21 protein-coding genes and 1 pseudogene are annotated in these 23,153 nt (G+C 49.9%); 3 read left to right on the forward strand and 19 right to left on the reverse strand.

All coding sequences use genetic code 11. The features are described 5' to 3' along the window. Window positions 1-79 precede the first annotated feature (79 nt). The 13 genes from QNH46_RS18005 to QNH46_RS18065 form a co-directional block, all read right to left on the reverse strand. The gene (locus tag QNH46_RS18005) at window positions 80-2,251 is read right to left on the reverse strand and encodes a methyl-accepting chemotaxis protein (protein WP_283925484.1); all 2,172 of its coding nucleotides are present in this window, start codon (window positions 2,249-2,251) and stop codon (window positions 80-82) included. 400 nt (window positions 2,252-2,651) lie between these two features. Further along, a complete protein-coding gene (locus QNH46_RS18010; protein WP_283925485.1) occupies window positions 2,652-3,986 on the reverse strand; it encodes a peptidase U32 family protein in 1,335 nt (444 codons plus the stop codon). A 22-nt stretch (window positions 3,987-4,008) separates the two neighbouring features. After that, window positions 4,009-4,947, reverse strand: a complete 939-nt coding sequence (locus QNH46_RS18015) for a peptidase U32 family protein (protein ID WP_283925486.1) — start codon at window positions 4,945-4,947, stop codon at window positions 4,009-4,011. A 15-nt stretch (window positions 4,948-4,962) separates the two neighbouring features. Then, window positions 4,963-5,973: an endolytic transglycosylase MltG gene (gene mltG / locus QNH46_RS18020; RefSeq protein ID WP_430691947.1), complete on the reverse strand. Its 1,011-nt coding sequence runs from the start codon at window positions 5,971-5,973 to the stop codon at window positions 4,963-4,965. A gap of 144 nt (window positions 5,974-6,117) precedes the next feature. Beyond that, the gene (locus tag QNH46_RS18025; protein WP_213589609.1) at window positions 6,118-6,417 is read right to left on the reverse strand and encodes a DUF1292 domain-containing protein; all 300 of its coding nucleotides are present in this window, start codon (window positions 6,415-6,417) and stop codon (window positions 6,118-6,120) included. Continuing rightward, on the reverse strand, window positions 6,417-6,725 hold the full coding sequence (locus tag QNH46_RS18030) for a DUF1292 domain-containing protein (protein ID WP_213589607.1): 309 nt from the start codon (window positions 6,723-6,725) through the stop codon (window positions 6,417-6,419). The genes QNH46_RS18025 and QNH46_RS18030 overlap by 1 nt, the downstream gene beginning before the upstream one ends. Window positions 6,726-6,737: 12 nt before the next feature. Continuing rightward, a complete protein-coding gene (gene ruvX / locus QNH46_RS18035; RefSeq protein WP_283925488.1) occupies window positions 6,738-7,154 on the reverse strand; it encodes a Holliday junction resolvase RuvX in 417 nt (138 codons plus the stop codon). 9 nt (window positions 7,155-7,163) lie between these two features. Next, window positions 7,164-7,424 carry an IreB family regulatory phosphoprotein gene (locus tag QNH46_RS18040; protein ID WP_055105165.1) on the reverse strand — a complete coding sequence of 87 codons (261 nt, stop codon included), beginning with the start codon at window positions 7,422-7,424 and terminating at the stop codon, window positions 7,164-7,166. A gap of 129 nt (window positions 7,425-7,553) precedes the next feature. Next, window positions 7,554-10,178 carry an alanine--tRNA ligase gene (gene alaS / locus QNH46_RS18045; protein ID WP_283925489.1) on the reverse strand — a complete coding sequence of 875 codons (2,625 nt, stop codon included), beginning with the start codon at window positions 10,176-10,178 and terminating at the stop codon, window positions 7,554-7,556. 391 nt (window positions 10,179-10,569) lie between these two features. Further along, window positions 10,570-11,637: an AI-2E family transporter gene (locus QNH46_RS18050; RefSeq protein WP_283925490.1), complete on the reverse strand. Its 1,068-nt coding sequence runs from the start codon at window positions 11,635-11,637 to the stop codon at window positions 10,570-10,572. Window positions 11,638-11,792: 155 nt separating this feature from the next. Continuing rightward, window positions 11,793-12,002: a hypothetical protein gene (locus QNH46_RS18055; RefSeq protein ID WP_196427132.1), complete on the reverse strand. Its 210-nt coding sequence runs from the start codon at window positions 12,000-12,002 to the stop codon at window positions 11,793-11,795. An 11-nt stretch (window positions 12,003-12,013) separates the two neighbouring features. Then, window positions 12,014-12,535, reverse strand: a complete 522-nt coding sequence (locus QNH46_RS18060; RefSeq protein ID WP_283925491.1) for a PRC-barrel domain-containing protein — start codon at window positions 12,533-12,535, stop codon at window positions 12,014-12,016. A gap of 94 nt (window positions 12,536-12,629) precedes the next feature. Then, window positions 12,630-13,787, reverse strand: coding sequence for a cysteine desulfurase family protein (locus QNH46_RS18065; RefSeq protein ID WP_283925492.1), 1,158 nt, complete (start codon window positions 13,785-13,787; stop codon window positions 12,630-12,632). Between the two features lie 207 nt (window positions 13,788-13,994). Here QNH46_RS18065 and QNH46_RS18070 point away from each other — a divergent pair, with 207 nt between their 5' ends. After that, the gene (locus QNH46_RS18070; RefSeq protein WP_155610750.1) at window positions 13,995-14,249 is read left to right on the forward strand and encodes a hypothetical protein; all 255 of its coding nucleotides are present in this window, start codon (window positions 13,995-13,997) and stop codon (window positions 14,247-14,249) included. 71 nt (window positions 14,250-14,320) lie between these two features. On the opposite strand, the gene cymR is transcribed toward QNH46_RS18070, so the two are convergent. Continuing rightward, entirely contained in the window at window positions 14,321-14,740 is a 420-nt protein-coding gene (gene cymR / locus QNH46_RS18075) for a cysteine metabolism transcriptional regulator CymR (RefSeq protein WP_283925493.1), read from the reverse strand. A 288-nt stretch (window positions 14,741-15,028) separates the two neighbouring features. Between cymR and mnmA the strand changes: the two genes are divergently transcribed. Then, the gene (gene mnmA / locus QNH46_RS18080; protein ID WP_283925494.1) at window positions 15,029-16,168 is read left to right on the forward strand and encodes a tRNA 2-thiouridine(34) synthase MnmA; all 1,140 of its coding nucleotides are present in this window, start codon (window positions 15,029-15,031) and stop codon (window positions 16,166-16,168) included. Between the two features lie 553 nt (window positions 16,169-16,721). Here the strand turns inward: mnmA and QNH46_RS18085 are convergent. From QNH46_RS18085 to QNH46_RS18095, 3 genes and pseudogenes are all read right to left on the reverse strand, one after another. Continuing rightward, the gene (locus QNH46_RS18085) at window positions 16,722-17,201 is read right to left on the reverse strand and encodes a GAF domain-containing protein (RefSeq protein ID WP_283925495.1); all 480 of its coding nucleotides are present in this window, start codon (window positions 17,199-17,201) and stop codon (window positions 16,722-16,724) included. A gap of 146 nt (window positions 17,202-17,347) precedes the next feature. Beyond that, a pseudogene (locus tag QNH46_RS18090) lies at window positions 17,348-18,252 on the reverse strand (Nramp family divalent metal transporter); the annotation flags it as partial. 133 nt (window positions 18,253-18,385) lie between these two features. Next, window positions 18,386-19,702, reverse strand: coding sequence for a replication-associated recombination protein A (locus QNH46_RS18095; RefSeq protein ID WP_283925496.1), 1,317 nt, complete (start codon window positions 19,700-19,702; stop codon window positions 18,386-18,388). Window positions 19,703-20,113: 411 nt separating this feature from the next. Between QNH46_RS18095 and QNH46_RS18100 the strand changes: the two genes are divergently transcribed. Then, window positions 20,114-20,410 (forward strand): CD3324 family protein, encoded by a 297-nt coding sequence (locus tag QNH46_RS18100; protein ID WP_283925497.1) that lies wholly within the window; start codon window positions 20,114-20,116, stop codon window positions 20,408-20,410. A gap of 84 nt (window positions 20,411-20,494) precedes the next feature. On the opposite strand, the gene QNH46_RS18105 is transcribed toward QNH46_RS18100, so the two are convergent. Both QNH46_RS18105 and QNH46_RS18110 read right to left on the reverse strand, forming a co-directional pair. After that, complete coding sequence (locus tag QNH46_RS18105) at window positions 20,495-22,255, reverse strand: glycoside hydrolase family 2 protein (protein ID WP_283925498.1); 1,761 nt, start codon at window positions 22,253-22,255, stop codon at window positions 20,495-20,497. Window positions 22,256-22,325: 70 nt separating this feature from the next. After that, window positions 22,326-23,102 (reverse strand): carbohydrate ABC transporter permease, encoded by a 777-nt coding sequence (locus tag QNH46_RS18110; protein ID WP_283925499.1) that lies wholly within the window; start codon window positions 23,100-23,102, stop codon window positions 22,326-22,328. Window positions 23,103-23,153: the final 51 nt, after the last annotated feature.

Below are 23,153 nucleotides of genomic sequence, written 5' to 3' on the forward strand. Positions count from 1 at the left end.
ACCTCAGATAAGATTTTATAAACATACTAACATATACTCTAAATTTGTCCATATTAGTACGCCTATATTTTTGTCTAGGTTACACCGTGAACTTGGACAAAGACTCCTTCAGACCATTGGAAACATTCTCCAGTTTGTTGGACAGGTTGACAAGCTGGTCTCCGACGTTCTGCTGCTCGCTGCTCAGGGAAGCTACCTCCTCCGAGGTCGCGGACGACTGCTGCGCTACCGCGCTGACGTTGCTCATCGCTTCAGACAATACGGATTGCGATTGGTTCAGCTCGTCGATCGATGCTGTTACGGAATCCAGATGCTGCACGAAACCTTCCATTTGCTCCTGAACGGATACAAAGATTTGGCTTGTTTCCTTCACGGATTTGATTTGATCCTGGAATAGCGGGCTTGCTTCCGACAAGGCCTCGACAGTCTCGTTCATTTCCTTCTGGATATTGTCGGTGATTTCCCCTACCATCGTGATGGATTGTCTGGACTGATCGGCCAGCTGGCGGATTTCGTCTGCTACGACCATAAATCCGCGCCCTGCAGCTCCGGCCCGAGCCGCTTCAATCGTAGCGTTCAGCGACAGGATGTTCGTTTGCTGCGTAATGTTCTGCATAACATCGAGTACCTTCATCACGGAGGATGTACTGGATTTCAGCGCTTCGACCTTCTCGGTTAGCGCATTGACCATTTCGCCCGTAACGCTTGTCTTCTGCAGCAGCTCATTTAAGTACTCCGTACCCTGCTGGCTGGATCTTTCCACCTGACGTGCGGACGTCTCCATCTCTTTATTCGCGGAGATGACATGCTCCATTTGCCGCGAAATGTTCTCCGTCAGCTCATTGCCCCGCTCTGCTTCATTGGCCAGGCTTGTTGCCCCATTAGCAATTTCCTCTGTCGCAATTGCGATTTCCTTGGCAGAAATAGCTGTTTTATTGGAAGCCTGTGTTAGTTCAGCCGCCGTATCCAGCACATCCTGCGCGGAATTGTTCGTTTGCTTGACCAGCTGTGTAATCTGCTCCATCATGACGTTGAAGCTCGCGGTCAGCATCCCGATTTCATCCTTGGATTTCGGCTGCATCCGGACATTGAGGTTGCCCTTCGCGCCTTCCTCCATCAAATTCTTAAGCGCAACCAGCGGACGGCCGATCATTCCGACTATCCACATGCCGATCAGGATGGCGATAATAGCTACGACAACCAGCGAGATGAACGTAGTCACCAGAATACTTCTGGCATCCTTGGTCAATTGATCCGTAGGCAGCACTCCCATCAGCGTCCAGCCTGAATTTTGCTGTGTATTGTATACGGCCAGCACCGTTCTGCCCTGCGCATTTTTGATGCGTGTGCTTCCTGGGACTCCGTCCTCCTTCTTCTGAATAGTAAATTCGGATTGCTGTCCGTTCTCTCCTTCAACCGAAGAACCAACGATCATATTATCAGCCGTGAGCATTTGGACTTTAGAGCCATTGCCAAGGTTAAGCTCCTGCAAATATCCGTTTAGAATTTCCAGGTTAATATCAGCCACGAGAATGAATCGTTTCATGCTGCTTACGCTCTGCACGGATCTGACCAATCTGAAGATCTGCGTTCCGCTTGCATTCTCATTGGAAGCCGTAATCCATTTCACCTGAGACGTATTCGCCATTTCCTCGAACCAAGATTCGCTGCGAATATTGTTGATGAAATTGTTGTCTGCACTTCCCGACGTTACCGGGCCGATCAGATCCTCTTCCCCTGGAACCATGTATACCGCAACAACGCCTTTGCTTGAGAACGTCATGGAGTTCAGACGGTTTCTCATTTGGTTAGAAGTTGTGAAGCGGTCATAATCTGATGTAGTAGTAAGCGAGGCATCCCGGATTGCTTTCTGCATTTCGTCGTCAAGGAATACCTGCTGCAAGGTCTCTTCATATTTCTGGAAAATGATATCCAGCTTCTGCGAAGTTTGCACGATGGTTTGTTGGCTTGCTGTTTCAGCATTCTTCTCAATCGTGTTTTTGGCCATTGTATAGGATAGAATTCCTATCGCAAGTACAAAGGACATAATGGCAATAAAGAAAATCAGAAACAAACGAATACCTACCGATTTCGACGGATTAATGTCTTTAGGAAGGTGCTCGATTATTGAACTAAATTTCTCCTTCCAACTTCCGCCTGCTTTATTTTTAGGCTGTACGGCATCCGTACCTTTCTTTGTCTCTTTCTTGTTGTCTTTAGCTTGGTTCTCCTTCTTTGGAACCAATTTCATGTTGATCACCCACCGCTCATAATAATTAACCCCACGAAAGTAGGACTCGAGGTCATGCTACAAACCTCATAAATTTTTCCTCTGTTGCTTGTTAATATTCGACAAAAAACCACCTTTTCCTTTTTATTATCGGTAAAAATCTCCTATGAGTTTAACGTTTTGCCAAAAAAGTTAAAATGACAGTAAGGAAAACGTCTTACCGAAGTCTTGCCCAAAGGGACCAGACAAGTCTTGCCCAAAGGGACCAGACAAGTCTTGCCCAAAGGGACCAGACTGCGATTGTTTACAGCTTTTCTTGCATTTTCAGATTCTGTAGCCACTGAAATCTATACTTCTGAACATCAAAAAAAGAGTCTTTAGTCCTACACGGACAAAGGCTCTTTTTTTACATTTTATCCCACTAATTCTTTTTTCTCATCATATCGAAATAGGCTACGGGGTGATCTACTTTCATTTTGATTCTTTGCAGCGGATGTCGTGCCGCATCGAGCTCGTTGCCTTCCTCGTCCCAAATCGTTCCGACGGTTTGCTTGAAGAAGGTTCCGTTCGGACCGAAGAATTCGACTTCCTGGCCTGGCTTGAAGTAGTTGCGCTGCTGGATAACTGCCGTGCCTTCAGCCGGATCATATTCCATGACAAGTCCAGCGAAGTCGTACGGCACCGCCTTCTCCTCCGGCTCGTAAATATGATCCTCGTGATCCGGCGTATCGTAGAAGAAGCCCGTATTCAGCGGACGATTTGCCGCTTTGTTGATTTCCTCCAGCCATTCCGGCTTTAATACATAGTTATCCGGGTCGGCCATATACGAATCGATCGCCTGGCGATAGACGTTGACTACGGTGGCCACGTAATGGATCGACTTCATTCGCCCTTCAATCTTAAAGCTATCAATGCCGACATCGATCAGGTCAGGAATATGGGCAATCATGCACATATCTTTGGAGCCCATCGTAAACGGGTTATCCTCCTCCTGGAACAGCGGGAGCGGGGTAATTCCTGTCTTCGGCGACCGCCCTGCCTGTGCCATAGCCAATTCCTCTTCAGATACCCAGACTTCCTCGCCCGGTCCATCCTCGAACAAATCATATTTCCAGCGGCAGGACTGGCAGCAGCCCCCCCGGTTGGAGTCCCGGTCCGTGAAATGGTTGGACAATACGCACCGTCCGGAAAAGGATGAACACATGGCCCCATGAATGAAGGATTCGATTTCGATGTCCACATGTTTCTTGATTTCCTGAATTTCTTCCATGCTGGTTTCCCGGCCCAGTACGACCCGCGGTAAGCCCTCTTCCTTCCAGAATTTCACCGCCTGCCAGTTGATCGTGGATTGCTGGGTGCTAAGATGCACCTCAAGTCCTGGCGCTACGCGGCGAGCCGTGTCGATAATGATCGGATCCGCCGCAATGATCGCGCTGATTCCTGCAGCTTCCAGGTTGCGCAAATATTCTTCGATTCCCTCGATATCCTCATTATGTGCATAAATATTTGTAGCCACAAATACCTTGGCTCCGTATTTCTTTGCGAACTCCACGCCCTCGCGCATCTCTTCAAAACTGAAATTATCCGCGTTCGAACGAAGACCGTACTTCTGTCCCCCGATATATACTGCGTCCGCCCCATAATGGATGGCAAATTTCAGCTTCTCCAAGTTTCCCGCCGGAGCCAGCAGCTCAGGCTTGTCCAAGCGATAGCGTTTCCCGGTATATTTCGGCTGATGTTTCTGTGCCGTTTGCATCCTCGTTCACCTCATGCCTTTATTAATATACTTGCTCTTTGTAGAAGAAGCCGAATGAAAGCTCACGCCCGGGATCCTGAACTTCCCGAATTGCATCCAGCCATTCTTCATTGCATTCATAGTCGTCCGGATTGCTAAAATAGCTGTCGACCGCTTTCCGGTAAGCCTTAATAACCGTCGTATTGTAATTGACGTCTTTCAGCAAAGTTTCGATTTTGAAGCTGTTCACACCCGCAGCCATTAGATGATGCAGGTCCTCCAATATGCAAATATCATCGGAGCTCATAATATGCGTGCCATTCGTATCCTCAAAAATCGGAAATTTCTCTCCAGGACGCTCCGCTTCGACAAGGAACAATCCCCGCTCTTTGCCCAATTCGTCTTTGCCATGCTCCAGCGTTCTTCCCTGATGCTTCAAATAACTGTCCACCAGACGACGTTTGGAATGATAAATATTCGTCATACCGTGAACCTGTACCTCGGAATCAAGTTTGAGGTGAGGCTGCATTTCCGTGATTTCATCCATATTGAGCTCGCGGGCCAGCACGACGCGCGATGCCCCTTTGCTCCCCCAATAATTCGCCGTTGCATAGTTCGTGGAGGTCATCTCCGCATTCCAGTGGAGCTTTAAATTCAACCCCATGGATCTTACCGCCTGCAGTACCGCAGGATCCCCGAATTGGATGCCATCGACTCCGGCCTGCTCCAGCCGCTGCAAATAGAGCGGAAGCTTCGCCAGCAGCTCATTGCTAATAATATTCGTTACGCTGACATAAATTTTAGCGCTGCGGGCGTGAGCCAGCTTCACGGCCTCTGCGATTTCATCTACGGCCATACTGCCGGGCAGCCTCATTCCGTATTTCTCTTCCCCGATTAACGCAGCGTTGGCTCCGGCTTCCAGATAGCCTTCCAGCTCCGCCAAAGAACCTGCCGGGACCAGCAGCTCCGGTTTGTTTCCCATATTCAACCACCTTCGTTATTTAGCTGTTTCTTTGCTTTTTTTGATATTCTGCAGATGCTCCGCATACGTCTTCGCAAATAAATGCTCGCCGCTGCCGTCTTTTTTGGTGACATAAAATAAATAATCCGATTTCTCTGGCTCCAGCGCGGCTTCGATCGATTTCAAGCTGGGTGCCGCGATCGGCCCCGGAGGAAGCCCCTTGTACATATAGGTGTTGTAAGGGCTGTCCACGCTCTGTAAATCCTTGTACAGCAGCCGCTCCTTCGGCTTATCAAGCAAGTACTGAACCGTTGCATCGATTTCCAGCTTCATATCCTTGGCGATGCGGTTATAAATTACTCCTGCCACCAGGGCCCGCTCACTCTCCGCAACGACCTCGCGCTCCACCAGGGAAGCGACCGTCATCAACTGGTTGAAATCCAGTCCCCGGGCCTTCAGCTTCTGGTCAAAATCAGGAATGCTCTTGATTCGTTTATCCGTTTCCTGCAGCATCCTGGCAATGATATCCGCTTCCGTGCTTCCTTTCTCCAATTCGTAGGTTTCCGGAAACAAATATCCCTCCAAGCGATAATTCAGCACCGCCGACGCCGGAACATCGGCAAGAACGGCGCCATCGATCCCCTGAGGCTCTTTGGTCAGCTCCAAGAACGCTTCTTTATCCACATAACCTGCATCGGCGAGCTTGTCGGCCATTTGCCTGACGGTATAACCCTCAGGTATGGTAAAGCGAATCATCTCGGCCTTGACCACGTCCCCGCTGTTTAGCTTTTGGATGATTTCGTCATACGTCACGCCCGGCTGCATTTCATATATGCCCGCCTGGAAGCGGCTGCCCTGCGAATTCCACTTCAAATAGGTTTTGAACATAAAAGAGTTTTTGATCAGACCCTGATCTTCCAAAATCTTCGCAATCGAAGCCGTACCCGTTCCCGGTGCGATCGTAATCTGGACGGGCTGCTCCGACCGGTTCACGGGCTGCATTTCCATATAGCCGTACGCAGCCAGCGCGCCTGCGCCGATGAGCATGATAAGCAATAAGGAAAGTAGCCACTTCCATACCTTCTTCAATCAATCAACTCCCTTAACAGCCAAAAAGGGCGGTATCCGCCCTTCTCAGACTTATCTATAAAAATGACTGGCTTCACAGAAGAGTTGTGCTATCGCACCGCTCTATTCCGGAAATGTTAATTCATCGTACAATTCGGACACGTTCTCCCATTCATCATCATCATCGATCGTAACGAGCTCCAAGGCTCCGTTCTCGCCGCTGATAATTTTGAATATTTCCGGTTCGGCATTTCGGTCGCCCTCTGCTCTAAGCACTGCATAGGAGCTGCCTGCGACATCGAATTCGCTCTCGATCGAATAATCGGAAACCCGTCCCTCTTCATCCTCAAGCTCTACGACGGTACCGAATGCATCCTTTACGCGGGAGGTCCATACTACATGACTGGCGGAAAATTCCGGCATTAATCCTGATCCTCCCCGTCGAATTCATCGATCAGCGTATTGAACGTTTCCTCGACGATTTCCCATTCCTCGTCGCTTTCAATCGTATACAGCTTCAGGTCATCGCCGTCTTCCTCGTAACGAAATGCGTATACCTCTTCGGCCTCTTGATCCTCATCGGATTCCACAGGAACGACCATCATATACTTTGCATCCGAACCGTCAACCTCGAACTTCATGATGACTTCAAACTCTTCCTCATTGCCCTCGTCGTCAGGGATGTAAATAATCTCCGGTTCTTCTTCATTGCCGATACGATCATTAGACATGTGCGATCACCCTCACTTTTTACTCTTAGAGTCCAAATAGTTTTGCAAAATCAAAACTGCGGCCATTTTATCCACAATTCCTTTGCGCTTCTTCCGGCTGACATCCGCTTCAATCAGCGTCCGCTGGGCCGAGACGGTGGTCAGCCGCTCATCCCATAAATGAACCGGCAGCTCGATCCTGCTGCGAAGCTCTTCTGCAAAGGCCTTGCATATTTCACCACGGGGACCGACCGATCCGTTCATGTTCTTCGGAAGACCAACGACAATTTCCTCGACCTCATGCTGACTGGCCAGTTCAGCAATCCGCCCGTACTCGTCGCCCTCCCGCCGGCGTTCAATGACTTCCACGCCTTGGGCGGTCCATCCGAACATATCGCTAACCGCAACGCCGATTCTGCGATCCCCGTAGTCCAGACCCATAATTTTCATGCTATTCTCCTAACGGTGACTGGACATGTAAAACCTTACCAGTTCTTCGATCAATTCGTCGCGTTCCTTCTTGCGCACAAGACTTCTAGCATTGTTGTGGCGCGGAATATATGCCGGATCCCCGGACAGCAGATATCCGACAATCTGGTTGATTGGATTGTATTCTTTGTCCTGCAACGCTTCGTATACCGTAAGAAGAATTTCCTGCGCAGACGCCTCCTGCTCATCACCCTTGACATTAAACTTTACAGTTTTATCCATGTAGTCCATGATGACACCTCGCTTCTTAAGACATACGTCTTCTTGATCGCAGTCTGGTTTCCTCTTAGTCTACCCTTACTATATCATATTGTAGGTTCTTAAAGGAAATTTTCAGTTACGGTATCGAATGCAGCATATCTACCCTTGCGCTGCAACTAACTCTTCAGCAAGCTTCAAGGCATCCTCCAGCTTGGAGACATCCTTGCCTCCGGCTTGCGCCATATCCGGGCGACCGCCTCCGCCCCCGCCGCAGACGGCTGCCACTTCCTTGACAAGCTTGCCGGCATGAATGCCGCGCTTTACCTGCTCCTGAGGTACAGCCACGACAAAGTTCACTTTGTCCTCCATCGCTGCGCCGAGTACAAGGACGGCATCCGGTACTTTGACTTTCAGCTCATCAGCCAAGGTTCTTAGCATATCCATACTTGCGGCTTCTACCCGCGCCGCAAGCAGCTTGGTTCCTCCGGCCTCGACAATGCGATTCGTCAACTCGCCGGCCTCGATGGCGCTCAGCTTGCCCTGAAGCGACTCGTTCTCGCGCCCAAGATCCTTCAGCTGCTGATACAACGCTTCAATCCGCTTCGGCACCTCGTTGACGTTCGATTTAAGCAGCGCTGCGGATTGCTTGAGCAGCTCGAGCTGGCCATCCATGTACATGTAAGCCCCACGGCCCGTCACCGCCTCAATCCGGCGTACACCAGAACCGATGCCGCTCTCGCTGATCAGTTTGAACAGGCCGATTTCTGCCGTATTGCTGACGTGGCAGCCGCCGCACAGCTCAAGGCTGTAATCGCCGACCTGGACAACGCGGACGATATCGCCGTACTTCTCGCCGAACAAGGCCATAGCGCCCATCGCCTTGGCTTCGTCAATCGGCTTGTATTCAATCACGACGTCCAGCGCATTCCAAATCTGCTCATTCACCTTGCGCTCGATCTCCGCCAGCTCCTCAGGGGAGATGCTGCCCAGATGCGAGAAGTCAAAGCGCAGGCGCTGCGGCTCGACCAGGGAGCCGGCCTGATTGACATGCTCGCCGAGCACTTCTTTTAGCGCTTTGTGGAGCAGATGTGTAGCGGTATGGTTCTTCAGAATCTCGCTGCGCAGCTTGCGATCCACCTGGGCCGTCACGGCCGCTCCTACGCGAAGTTCGCCAGAATTCACCGTGACTTGGTGTACATGCTGTCCGCGCGGCGCCTTGAACAGTCCGTTCACATCGGCGCTGCCCAGCTCGCTCAGAATTACCCCTTTGTCGCTCACCTGACCGCCGCTTTCGGCATAAAAAGGAGTGGACTCCAGAATAACCTGGCCGCTTTCGCCCGCCGACAATACACCGGCAAACTCATCGTTCACAATGATTGCCAAAATTCTGGTGGACGTTTCTAGCTCATTATATCCAACGAAATCCGATTTAGTCGTAAAGTCAGCCAATACGCCGCCCTGTACCGACATGCTGCCGCCTTTATGGCTCGCAGCCCGGGCACGCTCCCGTTGTCCTGCCATTTCAGACTCAAAGCCCTCGCGGTCTACGGTCAGGCCATGCTCGGCAGCGAAATCCTCGGTCAAATCGAGCGGGAATCCATACGTATCATACAGCTTGAAGGCATCCGCGCCGCTGATCACCGTGCGTCCTTCCTTCTTGGCTTGCTCGCTGATCTCAGAGAGAATTGCCAATCCGTCACTCAGCGTTTCGTGGAACCGCTCTTCCTCCGTGCGGATTACCTTCTCGATGAAATCCCGTTTCGCCACCACATCGCCGTAATAGCTGCCCATGATATCGCCAACCGTCTTAACAAGGTTGTACATGAACGGCTTATCGAGACCCAGTGTCTTCCCGTAACGGACAGCCCGGCGCAGCAAGCGGCGGATGACATATCCGCGGCCTTCATTGGACGGAAGCACCCCGTCAGCCACGGCAAAGGCAACCGTGCGGATATGGTCGGCGATCACCTTCATGGCCACATCGCTATCTTCGCTCGCACCGTATTTGACCCCGGAGATTTTCGCGGTCTCCTGGATAATTGGCATGAACAGGTCCGTGTCAAAGTTGGAGTTCACATTCTGCAGAATGGATGCGAACCGCTCCAGCCCTGCGCCGGTATCGATATTTTTATTGGGCAGCGGCGTATAGCTGCCGTCTTTATTATGATTGAATTGCGAGAAGACGAGATTCCACACTTCCAGGAAGCGCTCATTCTCTCCGCCTGGCGTGCAGTCTGGGTCGGACAAATCGCCGTACGCATCGCCGCGGTCATAGAAAATTTCCGTACAAGGACCGCACGGTCCTTCGCCGATATCCCAGAAGTTGTCCTCCAGCTTAATGATTCGCTCGGCAGGAAGGCCAATCTTCTCGTTCCACAGTTTGAACGCCTCCTCGTCCTCCGGATAGACCGTTACGGACAAACGCTCAGGGTCAAATCCGATCCATTCCTTGCTCGTCAGAAACTCCCAAGCCCAAGTAATGGCTTCTTCTTTAAAATAATCGCCGATCGAGAAGTTGCCCAGCATCTCAAAAAACGTATGATGCCGCCGCGTCTTTCCGACATTCTCAATATCGTTAGTGCGGATGCACTTCTGCGAATTGGCCATGCGCGGATTATCCGGTTTTACACGGCCGTCAAAATAAGGCTTCAGCGGAGCCATTCCGGCATTGATCCACAGCAGGGAAGGATCATTATGAGGTACGAGAGATGCGCTCGGTTCGATTTTATGTCCTTTGCTGGCGAAGAACTCCAGCCATTTGGAACGAATTTCACTTGATTTCATAAGGGTTCCTCCTAGTTCATGAGATCTTGAAATAAAGAAAAAACGCCCCTGAATATCAGGGACGATTAACTCGCGGTACCACCCTGGTTATCGTATTTCGGAACTTGACCACGCCCGATAGATACGATCGCCTCGAACAGTTCGATAACGGGAACCACCCGGCGAATTTGCTTCGCTCTCTGAAATCAGCTTTCCGTCCGGTCAATGATCGGGTTCTTTCAGCCAACACGCAGCGGGACCTCTGGATCGGTCTGCCAGCTTCGCGAAGGAACGCCTTCTCTGAAACCATGAACATGGACGTACTTCATTTCGTCAACGATTTGCGGATTATACATGTTTGAACAAATCACTAATAAGTATATAAGGCGAAATTCCCGCTGTCAATGCGGTTCTAGACCGTTTTTCGGCGAACATAATACGTATAAAAATGCTGCAAAACCACTTTGCCCACCGCAAATAGAGGAACCGCCAAAATAAGGCCGGCCACCCCGGCAATTTCTCCGCCGACAAGCAGCGCGAAAATAATGAGCATTGGATGCAGATTCAGCGACCTACCGACGACCTGCGGGGAGATAATGTTGCTCTCGATGAACTGGCATATCGTATTGATCAAAGCAACCATAAGCACCATGCGCCACGATATCGTGGTAGCCATAACGAGAGCGGGCGCCGCGCCAAGAAAGGGGCCGAGATAAGGGATGACATTGCATACCGCAACCACCCCGGCAAATAGCAGCGCAAAAGGCATGCCAATCAGCATATAACCGAAATAGGCGAGCACCCCGATAATGACGCATACGAGCAGCTGTCCGCGCACATAATTGCCCAGCGCGCCGTCGATATCCTTCAATAGCGAAACGGTGGACTTGCGACGGGAACGCGGCAAATAATGAAGAATCATTCTTTCAAATGCCTCGAAATCCTTAAGCATATAGAAGATCAGAAAAGGAATGATGAACGCATTGAAGACGACCCCGATCGTCGTACCGATATTGTCCAGAAATTTCGAGATTCCGTCAGCCAGCCGATGCTCGAATTGAAAAAACCAATTGTTCATGCCCATCCGGATGCTGCCGGGAAGCAGACTGCTGTCCCACCGGTTGATCATTTGCTGGGTATGCAGGGTCAGCTCTGGCAAATGTTCGCCCAGCTCCTCCAGCTGCTCAATGAACATCGGAATGACATTGATCAGAATCACTGACAGGCTGGTCAGAAACACCGCATAAATCAGCAGCACGGCCATCGTCCTCGGCACCTTGCGGCCGCCCAGCATCCGTACCACGGGATTAAGAATATAAGAAATAATCATCGCAATGGCAAATGGAGCCAGTACGGCTTTTAGAAATCCGTAGATATGAGTCAGCATCGGGCGGAGCAGCCATAGGAAATAAAGGATAACCAGGCCCAGCAGCAGCCATATTCCATTGCGAAACAATTTGTTGTTGTTGAACGGTTCCACGCACGATCCCTCCTTGGCGGCCGGCTATAGGTCAGTATGCGCGTGACGAGGCAAAAATAACCGTACCACAGACAGTAAAAAGCCCTCCTCCTAGCGGAGAAGGGCTCACCTGCGCCGATATAGAATCGTAGTATTCTATATGTAGGCCGGCCATATTAAGTCGATGCATGCATTTGCGAGAAATCCTGCGTCATTTCCTCGCCGAAGAACAAATCATCCAAGGAACTGAGCGTTCCGTCTTCCTCTACCTGGTATACGGACATCTTCTCTCCGTTTACCGTCAATTCAATAAAGCATCCCCAGCAGTAGAATTGATGGGAACCGATCTTCCCAATATCCTTGGAGCTGCAATTTGGACATTTCATCATTCAATCACCTATCCATTGATAGAATTCATGGTCTTCTCCAGCCGTTGCTCACTGTTCGGGGGGACCATGATCGCATTTTCCCCTTTCGTTATCCCTGGCGTAAGAGGCAGTATTTTGCGCCCCTCCATCAGATCGGATATGAATCCATCACTGATTTCGATACCAGTAATTGTATTTCCCAAATTCTGCTCAAAATAAACATCCGCAACAGTTCCAATCATCGTACCGTCCTCCGTGAGAACGGGAAGTTCCATCAATTTGCCGTTACCCGAAATGAAGGTAAGCTGTATATTCTCGGCTCCGCATTTGCGGACAGCCTGTTGATTGCGAATCATGACGGCATCCTCGCCGTAAGCGACGATATCTTCCCAGAGCACTACTTTGCTGCTTGTGGAAAACATCGTCTTCCCCTCCAGCGTAATCCCTGAAATAGTCCAATCTTCATTCAACATTACATCGAGGACTTTTCCAACCTGCTTGCCGCCCTCCACTTCAAAGACAGCCAAGCCTATCATATCCTGCAGTCTCATAGTTGTTCAGGTCCCTCCTCGCTGGGCTAATTACAGCTTAATGTGAAAAAGCGAACGCATCCTCCTTTCCTTGGAATCTGAAAAACACAGCCCATTATATTTTTTTACGAAGACGGGTTAGGATGGTTCCAACTTTTTCGGCAGTGTACTCTATTTCTTCACTAGTATTACCCAAACCAAAGCTGAATCGAATCGCCGAGCGCAAAAGATTTTGCGGAAGATTCATGGCTTCGAGCACATGAGACGGCTCAAGCGATCCCGAGGTGCAGGCAGAGCCGCTGGCTACCGCTATTCCTTCCATATCGAGGTTCATCAGCATCGTCTCCGTCTGCATTTCCGGGAAGCTGATATTCACGATATGCGGCAGATAAAACTCCTGATTTCCGTTAACGCGAAAATGCTCCGAGCCGACGGTCCGCTCCAGATTGGACAACAATGCTGACCGCAGCTTCAGATCGTGCTCGCGTCTTCCCGACAATCCGGATACAGCGATTTCCGCAGCTTTGGCAAAGCCGACGATCCCGGCCATATTTTCTGTGCCAGCCCGTCTCTTCTTCTCTTGGAGGCCGCCATGCAGAATCGGCTCGATCATTCGTTGTTTACGGATATACAGCGCACCTACGCCTTGAGGGCCGTTTATTTTATGCGAGGAAAAGCTAATGAGGTCAACTGGGAGTTCATTGCAATGGATAGGAACGGCACCTAGTGCCTGGACCGCATCAACATGAAAGACGATGTCCCTGCCGGTGCTGCGGATCATTTCCCCGATTTCAATGATCGGCTGCAGTGTACCGACTTCATTGTTGCCAAACATCACGCTGACCAGAACCGTGTCGGGCCGCAGCGCCTCAGCAATCTGTTCCGCATGGACACGCCCCGTGCGATCGACCGGAAGATACGTTACCTCGAAGCCGTCTCGCTCCAGCTGCTGGCACGAATGCAGAACGGCGTGATGCTCAATGGCAGTCGTCACAATATGCTTGCCGCGGGATTTCTGAGCATGCATCGTTCCGAATAAGGCCAGATTATCGCTTTCCGTGCCACCCGCCGTAAATACCAGCTCCTCCGGTTTACAGCCGAGAGCCGCGGCCAGGCGATCCCTAGCACCGTTTACTACCCGCTTCGCTTCCCTTCCGAAGGAATGTACGCTCGATGCATTCCCGAAATGCTTCTGCATGACGGAAATCATAGCTTCGGCAACCTCCGGATGGATCGGGGTCGAAGCTGCATGATCCAAATATATTTTTCTCAATTTATGATCACCTGTCTTTTCTTTGCAAGGTTGCGCAAACAACCTGAATTTCATGCGTTTCTATCGTATTCTTCCCCTGAAACATTCCCATCATAACGCCGGGCTTAGCAGGTGTCCAGCAAATGTGCATCATAATCATGATTTTCTCTTTAATTTCTGCGTTAATATTCCGATGATAAAAGTATAAACCGAAGGAGCGTGAGAATGATGCACGAACTAAAGATGGCAGTTACACTAGAGCAGGAAGTCGTCATAATACTGGACTCGGGTGAGACGATGCGCGGCTTGCCGAAATGGGGAGCAGACCCGAAGAAGGTGCAGCTTCGCACCGTGGAAGGCGCGTTCTGGTTTCTGCTGGAAGAAATCGTGCACGTCACTCGCATCATCCCGATCGATAAAATCGAAAAGCCCCGCCCGGCACAAACGCAGGCGAAGCGTGATCGTTCTTATTGGATAAAGTAAACTGTCGTATCCTTGCCATAAGCCTAACAAAAGACTCCTCGAGAGGAGTCTTTTTGTGTTCGTCGCTATATTTAGATGTAGAACATATAGTTTTGCTCTGAGCCAACCTCTTCATAATTGATCAGACTATCTAGCGTAGTCGAGTCCAGCACCTCAGCGATGCTGTCACGGATCCGCAGCCATAAATCCCGTTTGGCCGGATCATCCTCCTCCGTGAAGTCTACCGGGGAGATCGGCCCTTCCAGTACGCGGATAATATCCCCTGCCGTAATTTCTTCGGCAGCACGCGATAATATGTAGCCCCCATATGCACCGCGCACGCTCTTCACGAGCCCGGCGTTCCGAAGCGGGGCAATCAGCTGCTCCAGGTAGTGCTCGGACAATTGGTTTTTCTCAGCGATGCTCTTCAAGGAAGTAGGTCCTTCGCCGAACTTCGCAGCGAGTTCCATCATGATCGTTAAGCCATAGCGTCCTTTCGTGGAAATCTTCAAAGAAGCCACCTCTTTCAATTTTCAAGTAATATTTATATAATTGAACATTGATCCATAAAGTAATGATAAGGGGGCTTGTGTCCGTGCCCAAAGGACATACTTGGCCAATAACTCCCTATTCCTATCATTCACCTATGTTTATCGTAACATATCCCGTGTCTTTTGGAAAATAAAACGGCCCGGCTTTCGCGCAATTCGGTTACCGTGAATTAACATTCCGATAATGTCGCCCGAACTGGCTGCTTATGATAAAATATCGACAGGGAAACCGCCAAAGGAGTGATATAGATGTCTGGATCAAACAGCGAAACAAGAATTGTCGTCGGCATGTCCGGAGGCGTCGATTCCTCGGTAACGGCGCTGCTGCTCAAGCAGCAAGGATATGATGTTATCGGCATTTTCATGAAAAACTGGGATGATACCGATGAATTCGGCCGCTGTACGGCGGAGGAGGACGCCGAGGACGTACGGCGCGTCTGTGAGCAAATCGATATCCCTTACTATACCGTCAATTTCGAGAAGGAATATTATGATAAAGTATTTGCCTATTTTCTCGAAGAATATAAGCGCGGCCGCACGCCAAATCCGGATGTGATGTGCAACCGCGAGATCAAATTCGGGGAGTTCCTGAATAAGGCCATGGATTTGGGCGCCGATTACGTAGCCACAGGACACTACGCCCGTGTTGTGCAAGAACATGACGGCCAATATAAATTGCTGCGCGGCGTAGACAGCAACAAGGACCAAACCTATTTCCTTAATGCGCTGAATCAAGCGCAATTGGCCAAAGCGATGTTCCCCATCGGACATCTGCCCAAACCGGAAGTGCGCCGCATTGCTGAGGAGGCGGGACTCTATACTGCCAAGAAAAAAGACAGCACAGGAGTCTGCTTCATCGGTGAACGCAATTTCCGCGAATTTCTAAGCCAGTACCTGCCCGCCCAATCCGGAGATATGGTTGACATTGTAACGGGTGAAGTCAAAGGCCGGCATGACGGCCTCATGTATTACACGCTGGGGCAGCGCCAAGGCCTTGGCATCGGCGGATCGGGCAGCGGTGAGCCTTGGTTCGTGGCGGAAAAGGATTTGCAGAACAACATCCTTTACGTCGTGCAAGGGGACAAGCACCCAAGCCTGTATTCGACCGGTCTGGTCGCCTCGGGCGTAAACTGGATCGCAGGCGCGGACAAGCTGCCGGACAAGCCGTTCAAATGCGTGGCCAAGTTCCGGTACCGCCAGCAGGATCAAGGAGTAACCTTGATTCCGCGGGAAGACGGAACGATGTTTGTTGCCTTTGATCAGCCGCAAAAAGCGATTACCCCAGGCCAGGCGGTCGTCTTCTACGACGGCGACGAATGCTTGGGCGGCGGCACGATCGAAGCAGCTGACAAGATGCCTGTTCCTGAGTTGGGAGCGTCCCTAAGCTAACTGAAGTGTGCGCACAAAGAGAAGGGGCTGTCTAATAAGTCTCCAAAATAAAAAGTTGGGCAAGAAAACGTAAGGTTTTCCGTCCAACTTTTTTTGCTCTGTCGCTTTGCAGGAAAGTAGCGAAGCGGATGCCCGCCACCTTCAGTAGATTGTGGGCCAAAGCCACAAACCCCAAATTCGGTGTGAACCCAGCCCTCGCAAGAAGAAGCGACGGAATGAGCGATTGCCCTCGACGTGCCCCCCTTAGTTTAATGGATTTATAGTAGTTATTATCTACGACTAAGAAAGGAATGTAGATTTAAATGGATTTCATGTCGTTAGTGGGAGGGAAGAAGGTCATCCTGGGCCGGATTCTTGATTTTTGGTGCATCAAATCCATCTAATTCCCTGAAATATTCGTTTCGAGCATAATTAAATACATGATTTCCATTTAGTCTACATCCCTGCTTAGCTTCGTGTCCGACAGTTTGTATAGAGGTGCTAAAGATGGGAGCCCCTCAGTCATCTAGGTTCACTTTGGAGACAGTCCCTTCTTCCGTTTCTCTGGCGGCCATTACAGATGGCGCACAAGCTCTTCCACAAATTGCTCCAGCTGCTCGCGGTCCAGCTCATCAAACCGGCTGGTAATCGGGCTGTCGATATCCAGGACGCCAAGCAACTCGCCGTTCTTGATTAACGGTACGACAATTTCCGAACGGGAGGCGGCATCGCAGGCAATATGGCCGGGAAACTGATCGACATCATCCACCAGCACAGTTGTGCGCTGCATGGCCGCTGTTCCGCATACCCCCCTGCCCAGCGGAATCCGGATGCAGGCCGGCAATCCTTGAAACGGACCCAATACGAGCTCGCCATCTTCATACAAGTAAAAGCCAACCCAGTTGATTTGCTCCAGAAATTGATTCAGCAGCGCCGCCGCATTAGCGAGATTGGCTACTCGGTTAGGCTCTCCTTCCAGCAGCGTCCGCAGCTGCGACTTGACGACGGAATATTGCTCTTCACGGGTTCCAGCATATTTTTCGGATACGAACATGGCATTTCCACTCCCTTTGTTATCTAATCTCTGTATCGGCTCCTTTTTATCGTGGATCACGTGGATCCAGATCGATTAACCTAAATCATGTCCGGTTATGATGATATATGTGACGAGGAAAACATTCAAGACTAAAATGACGGCCGTACAAAACCTTCCATCACGATCTGGCCCGTTAGCGTTCCGGTAATCGTCGAGTTCTGGCCGGAGGCCAGCAATGCGACCGCAAACAACGTGCTAGCGATGCCTACTCCGACCGTAGGGCTCAATAGCTCATAAGCTCTTTCAAGCTCGGAAACATCCATACTTGTACCGTAAAAAGCAGCAGAACCAAGAATTAAAATGGCTGAGTTAATCAAAAAAGCAATGATTAATGAAATATTCGAATCCAATACGGAATATTTCAGCGCCTCCTTTCGTCCTTCCCTGGTCCGCTCGTATTGTCTGGTTTGCACGATGGCGGAATGCAAGTACAGATTGTGAGGCATTACCGTCGCTCCCAGGATCCCCAGAGAGATCTAATGCGGAACCCTTTCTTCTGCAGCAGCAGTAACAGCAGCACGTCAAGCGTTGTAATCAAAATGCCCAGCAGTAACGGGATGCCAAACAGCAAATTAAGCGCGATAGCAGAGCCGATCACCTCGGACAAGTCCGTTGCCACGATCGCCAATTCTGTGAGAATCCATAAAACGAAGGAGGTTTTCTTCCCGACCGCATCTCTTGTGGCCTGGGCTAAATCCCGTCCTGTCACAATGCCCAGCTTCGCTGACAAGGATTGCAGCAGCATGGCAATCAAGTTAGAAATAAGAATGACGGAAAGCAAAGTGTAGCCGAAACGCGCCCCGCCTGCAATGGAGGTCGCCCAGTTACCAGGATCGACATAACCTACGGCTACTAAAGACCCTGGGCCGGCAAAGGCGAAAAATTTCCTCCAGAACTTGGCGTCCTTTGGGATTTTGATCGAACTATTCACTTCCTCCAGGCTTATATTCGAACTTTGCCGCAGCCATCCCTCAGCAGCATCATCTGCTCCCTTCGACGGACCATTCATTATTTCACCACTTTCTGAAAAAATGTAGAATTATAGAATACTAGTTATTTTACGCCAAAAACATAAAAAAAAACGAAGCACCCAACGGTGCTTCGACTGATAGTAAAAATTCGTACATTGGGTCGTATCTATCCTACTGCATGTCCTTCGACTGCCGAATTTGCTGGTTATGGCGGATTTTGCTCTCATTCCCCTGCTCTGTCGCCTCGTAGAACTTCCGCTTCGCCAAATTCGGCGGCAAATAATCCTGCTTCACATAGTGCCCTGGATAATCATGCGGATATTTATAGCCGACATGCCCAAGCTTTGCGGACCCCTTGTAATGGGTATCCCGCAAATGCAAAGGCACCTCCGCCGACTTCGCATCCTCGATGGCGGTCATCGCTTTGGAGATTGCTGTAGTCACAGCGTTGGATTTCGGGCTCTCTACCGCAAACAGAATCGCCTGGGCGATGTTCAACTTCGCCTCCGGCCAGCCGTTGTTCCGGTACGCTTCCAACGCGCTTACCGCCTGAACCATCGCCTGGGGATTCGCCAGTCCGATATCCTCGCTGCTGGCGGCGATCAGCCGCCGGATGAACGTCATCGGGTCCATCCCCAGCTTCTCCACCGCATACAGAAACCAGAACAGCGCCGCATCGCTGGAGCCGCGAATGCTCTTGTGGAACGCGGACAGCACGTCATATTGCGTGGATTCATCCGCCTTGACGAGCGGGCGCCGGATCGATTCCTCTGCCACCTCCAAAGTAATGTGGACACATCCGTCCGGCCGGGGAGGCGTCGTCATCGCCGCCAGCTCCAGCGCGTTCAGCGCCCGGCGTATATCTCCGTTCGCCATTGCCGCGATATGCAGCAGCGCCTCTTCGTCCACTTCAAGATGCATAAAGCCTAGCCCTTTCTCCTTATCCGTCAAAGCCCGTTTCATCGCCATGAGCGAATGTTCTTTCGTTAAGGGCTGCAGCTGGAACAGGGTCGAGCGGCTCATCAAAGCCCCGTTCACGTAATGGAACGGATTCTCCGTTGTCGCCCCGATAAAAGTAATCGTCCCCTTCTCTACAGCCGGCAGCAGGGCATCCTGCCGCGAGCTGTTGAACCTGTGCACTTCGTCTAAGAACAGAATCGTTTTCGTTCCATAGAAGGACTTATCGCTCTGCGCCTTCTCGATGACTTCCCTCACATCTTTAACGGAAGCATCCACGGCATTCAACCGGACAAACTCTCCTTGCGTATGATTGGAAATAATATGAGCAAGCGTTGTCTTCCCACAGCCGGGGGGGCCATACAGCAGAATCGAGGATACCTGGTCCGCTTCAATCGCCCTGCGCAGCAGCTTGCCCGGCCCCACGATCTCTTCCTGCCCGATATATTCATCCAGCGTCGTCGGCCTCATCCGGTCGGCAAGCAGCCTGCCGGCAGGGCTCGAGCTTTGCTGGTAAGAGAACAAATCCATGGAGTTCACTTCCTTATGACTCATAATGACAGCCTAAACCTAAACACCATTTTACCATATTGGGACATAAAACATGATGGGGTACAAAACATTTAAAATCATTCTTTCGCTTTCTTCCCAAGGCGGAATATGAGTTAATATAGATGTCGGGCCGACGAATCACTGGAAAGGGGGCTGATGAATGTGATTTCAGTGAGTGAGGTGGTTTCCGCGTAAGCGGAAACCTCAAGCAAGGGGGGCTGTATAGCCCCCTTATTTTCGTTGCTGTGAAAATATGTTAAGATATAGCCAGTTATTTATGAAATGACAATAACGATAAAATCAATTATTGCGAAAGGGGGATTACGATCATGCAGACTTATTTCGTTCTTGAACTAGATCGAGCACATCGAAACAAGGAGGAACATGACCGTGAGCTACAAAAATGGGAAGGATGTGCTTCCCCCCCGATTGCTGAAGGAATTGCAGCGCCATATTCAAGGTGAGCTTCTCTATATCCCCAAACCGGAGCAAAGCCGTGCTTCCTGGGGAGAGCTAAGCGGTTCCCGCACATCGATTGCCAATCGGAATGAGGAAATATTTAGGAAGCATCGTTCAGGCCTATCGGTTAGAGATTTAGCCGAGATGTATTATCTCTCAGACGAGAGTATCCGCAAAATACTGGCCAAGATGCGCACCGCCCAGAAGGAAACATCACCCTCATGCTAACCACTAAATCTCCATATAACAAAATCGGGAGCTGTCCCATTAGGATTTTCTAATGAGCAGCTCCTTTGTCTATTCCATACGAAACTAGGATTGATTAATCTGCCTTATGACATCCAATGGCACTTTTAACTTCCGCGACTCCGTCAGCAGCCCATTCATCTCCTGCTGTACATCTGTAATCTGTGTATAGCAATACCCGGCAATATAATCCGTATTTTGAATAGCTTGATGTATCCTTTTTAATCTTGCCACAAATGATTCTTCCGAGGATTCCTGGTGACCGTATCCCCAACCCGCCTCATTTTTAAAAGCTATGCCACCGAATTCGCTTACAATGATCGGCTGCCCGCTATAGGCATAACCGTCAGCAAAAGCGTACTTCCTCTTGTTAAAGGCAATTGCATTTCCGACGATTTTCTCTTTATCCTTATAACGCTGCTGGAACTCTTCCCCTGACTCTACATAATCATGAAGCGTTATGAGATCCGACACCGTATGCTCCCAGCCATCATTGGATATGACAAGCCGGTAAGGATCATAAGCTTTGGTGAGATGATAGATAGCCTCTGTGAAATGCTGCTGCTTCCTGTCCTTGGCAATTTGCATGATCCCCCAGGATTCATTAAATGGAACCCACACAACAATGCATGGATGATTATAATACTGCCGCACCACTTCCATCCATTCGTTAGTGAATCTCTGTATCGCATTGTCGTTAAATTCAAACGTAGCTGCCATCTCCGACCATACAAGCAGCCCCTTCACATCGCACCAATACAGAAAACGGGCATCCTCTACTTTCATATGCTTTCGAACGCTGTTGTAACCCATCTCCAGAATCGCATCGATATCTTGGATAATGGCTTCCTCCGAAGGCGGAGTAAGATGGCTCTCCGGCCAATAGCCCTGATCCAGAACAAGTCGCTGGTAGATCGGTTCGTTGTTAAGCAATACCTGTCCATCTTTCGTTGAAATCTTCCGCATGCCAAAATAAGAATAGACATGGTCGATCTTCTCACCCCCGCGGTACAATATAAATTCGACGTCATACAAGTTCGGATGGTCCGGCGTCCAGTAGCTCATCTTCCAGGGGCCGTTCACTTCATGAATCAGGTCAACCTCCAACTGGAGCCAGGCTCGATCCATCGCCAAGCCGGCTTTTTTAACCTGTTCCCCCTTCAAGCTGACGATCGTTTCCAGCCACATATCTCCGGCCGGCCAATCGCCGTTCATTTGATATTCGAACCTTACCTTCCATGCGTCGACGTCCGGGGTTATTTTCACATTTTCGATATAAGCAGGCGCCACGTATTCCAGCCATACCGACTGCCAGATCCCCGTCGTCTGCACATAGAAGCACTCGAAGCTATTCTGCTCCCAACGCTGCTTCCCCCGCGGCTGGGCGGCATCCATACTATCTTCCACCTTAACCGTCAAGCTATTGGCTTCTCCGTAAGTGATATAGGAGGTAATATCGAAGGAAAATGCGGAGTAACCTCCTTGGTGCTGTCCAACATACTCCCCATTCACCCAAACCCTGGCGATATAATCAACGGCTTGGAAATGCAGTATGACTCGCTTACCCGTTTTCTCGGCTGGAATATCCAGCGCTCTATGGTACCATACATTAGAATGATGCTCTTCTTGGCCAATCCCGCTAGCTTTGGTTTCATAAGTAAAAGGAACAATAATTTGGCGATCCCCGCCGAACTGCTTTGGCCATCCCAAGCGCTCACCCATGTTTTCATCATCGAATTCGAAGCTCCACTCGCCATTCAAATTAACCCAGTCCGTTCTTACGAATTGCGGTCTTGGATAATCCTTAATATACATCTGTGTTCCCATTGTATCTCATCTACTCCTTTATCCTATTTCTATCTCATGCTATGCCGTCTTAAGCAGTTGACTAAGGCAATTACCCTTTAACCCCTGTCATCGATACACCCTGAACGATATGCTTTTGCAGAAAAATATAAACAATCATCGTAGGAATAGCAGCGATCGCACTGGCTGCCATAATCGTATTCACATGCAGCACGTTATTCGATAGGAAGGTCGGCAAGCCTGTAGACAGCACCATGTTTTCTTCCGAATTAATCGCGATATACGGCCAGATGAAATTATTCCAGGACATAATGAAATAGAAAATACCAATTGCAATCATGGCTGAACGCGTTAGAGGCATATAGATCGACCACCATAAGCGGAAATCCCGCCCCCCGTCAATTTGCGCTGCTTCCATATAGTCCTTGGGCAGCCCATCCATAAATTGCTTAATCAAGATCAGTCCAAGCGGATTCGTCAGGCTGGGCAAAATAATGCCCCACATATTATCCAGCAAATCCATGCTTAAGACCGTCTCGTATAAAGGAATTAGCATCGCTTCCGTCGGTATCAACAGACCGGACACACATAAAATAAATAAAAAACCTTTGGATTTAAAATTTTTGCGTGAAAAAGCAAAGGCCCCTAACGAGCTAATGATCACGGTAATCAATGTGGTTACGGCTCCGATCACGAAGCTATTCCAGGTCCATCTCAAAATTTGCGATTCGACTAATACCTTGGCATAGTTTCTAATGGTTAAGTCCGAGAAGTCCGTCCACTCTGCCATCGTAATCGCGGATACGCCTTCGGGCTTGAAAGAAACGACAAACATCCAAACTAGAGGAATTACAAATATGACTGCCAATATGACGGTTAAACTATAAATCGCTGCTCGCGCCACCTCTATTCACTCTCC

This window comes from Paenibacillus woosongensis (genome assembly GCF_030122845.1).
Taxonomy (GTDB): Bacteria; Bacillota; Bacilli; order Paenibacillales; family Paenibacillaceae; genus Fontibacillus; species Fontibacillus woosongensis_A.

Coding starts and splice junctions, on each gene's coding strand:
- QNH46_RS18040 (WP_055105165.1), bottom strand. CDS start 7,424: ATGGACTACATGGATAAAACTGTAAAGTTTAATGTCAAGGGTGATGAG.
- QNH46_RS18105 (WP_283925498.1), bottom strand. CDS start 22,255: ATGGGAACACAGATGTATATTAAGGATTATCCAAGACCGCAATTCGTA.
- QNH46_RS18005 (WP_283925484.1), bottom strand. CDS start 2,251: ATGAAATTGGTTCCAAAGAAGGAGAACCAAGCTAAAGACAACAAGAAA.
- mltG (WP_430691947.1), bottom strand. CDS start 5,973: ATGCTCATCGGCGCAGGCGCGCTGGCTGCGTACGGCTATATGGAAATG.
- alaS (WP_283925489.1), bottom strand. CDS start 10,178: ATGAAATCAAGTGAAATTCGTTCCAAATGGCTGGAGTTCTTCGCCAGC.
- QNH46_RS18015 (WP_283925486.1), bottom strand. CDS start 4,947: ATGGGAAACAAACCGGAGCTGCTGGTCCCGGCAGGTTCTTTGGCGGAG.
- QNH46_RS18070 (WP_155610750.1), top strand. CDS start 13,995: ATGCACGAACTAAAGATGGCAGTTACACTAGAGCAGGAAGTCGTCATA.
- QNH46_RS18095 (WP_283925496.1), bottom strand. CDS start 19,702: ATGGATTTGTTCTCTTACCAGCAAAGCTCGAGCCCTGCCGGCAGGCTG.
- QNH46_RS18055 (WP_196427132.1), bottom strand. CDS start 12,002: ATGAAATGTCCAAATTGCAGCTCCAAGGATATTGGGAAGATCGGTTCC.
- QNH46_RS18085 (WP_283925495.1), bottom strand. CDS start 17,201: ATGTTCGTATCCGAAAAATATGCTGGAACCCGTGAAGAGCAATATTCC.
- QNH46_RS18025 (WP_213589609.1), bottom strand. CDS start 6,417: ATGCCGGAATTTTCCGCCAGTCATGTAGTATGGACCTCCCGCGTAAAG.
- mnmA (WP_283925494.1), top strand. CDS start 15,029: ATGTCTGGATCAAACAGCGAAACAAGAATTGTCGTCGGCATGTCCGGA.
- QNH46_RS18030 (WP_213589607.1), bottom strand. CDS start 6,725: ATGTCTAATGATCGTATCGGCAATGAAGAAGAACCGGAGATTATTTAC.
- QNH46_RS18060 (WP_283925491.1), bottom strand. CDS start 12,535: ATGAGACTGCAGGATATGATAGGCTTGGCTGTCTTTGAAGTGGAGGGC.
- ruvX (WP_283925488.1), bottom strand. CDS start 7,154: ATGAAAATTATGGGTCTGGACTACGGGGATCGCAGAATCGGCGTTGCG.
- QNH46_RS18010 (WP_283925485.1), bottom strand. CDS start 3,986: ATGCAAACGGCACAGAAACATCAGCCGAAATATACCGGGAAACGCTAT.